Source organism: Paucibacter sp. XJ19-41 (assembly GCF_028462495.1).
In the GTDB taxonomy this organism is placed as follows: Bacteria; Pseudomonadota; Gammaproteobacteria; order Burkholderiales; family Burkholderiaceae_C; genus Roseateles_E.
In genome coordinates, this window is sequence record NZ_JAQOWX010000177.1 from 1 (window position 1) to 738 (window position 738).

Sequence of the window (738 nt, forward strand, 5' to 3'; positions counted from 1 at the left end):
CGCTGCTCGATCAGCGGCTGAACACACCGAGCCGCCGCGCCAGCTTCACGGCCCTGCTGGACGCCTGCCGCGAGCTGAGCCCCTTGCCCGAGAGCCTGGTCGAGGAGCTGCGGCTACGCGGCTTGACACCGGATACAGGGCTGGGCGGCATGCCGGGCGACGATGGGCTGGAGGGCTGGCTGCGGCTGCAGACCCTGCTGAATCTGCCGGTCGCGGTCGAGAGCTTCGAGCAGGTCGATGCCTTGTTTGCCTGGGAGCAGCGCGGCGTGCGCGAGCGGGTGCTGCGCGCCGGCGACCCGGTCGTGCCGACGCCCACCGGCGTGGCCTTGCGGGCCTTCTTCGGCGAGGGCGGGCGGCGCGCCTACATCGTGCGCAGCGGCGACCCGAGTTGCCTGTTCGAGTCGGCCGGCGAGCGCTTCAACAGCTGCTTTCCCGAGCCGGGCACAACGGAGCGCTGCCCGCAGCTGCCCGGTGTGCAGGCCATCGTGCGGCGCGGTTTCCTCAGCGGCTTGCGGCCCGGCGGCCGTCCGGTCGCGCTGTCGGCGGCCGACTGGGTCGGGCTGGAGCATGTCTATGGCCTGAACGATGTCGCGTTCGCGCTGCTGCCCGATCTGGTCGATGCCTGCGCCCAGAGCCTGGGCGGCGAGCCGGCGCCGCCCGAGGTGATCGCCGCGCCCGAACGCTTCCGTGAATGCGCGGTCGAGGCGCCTGGCCCCTCGGCGCCGGCCGGGGGGGGGG

General features: G+C 73.7%; 1 pseudogene. It reads left to right on the plus strand.

What is annotated here, in order from left to right:
• Window positions 1-738 (plus strand): annotated as a pseudogene (locus tag PO768_RS26840) (hypothetical protein); the annotation flags it as partial.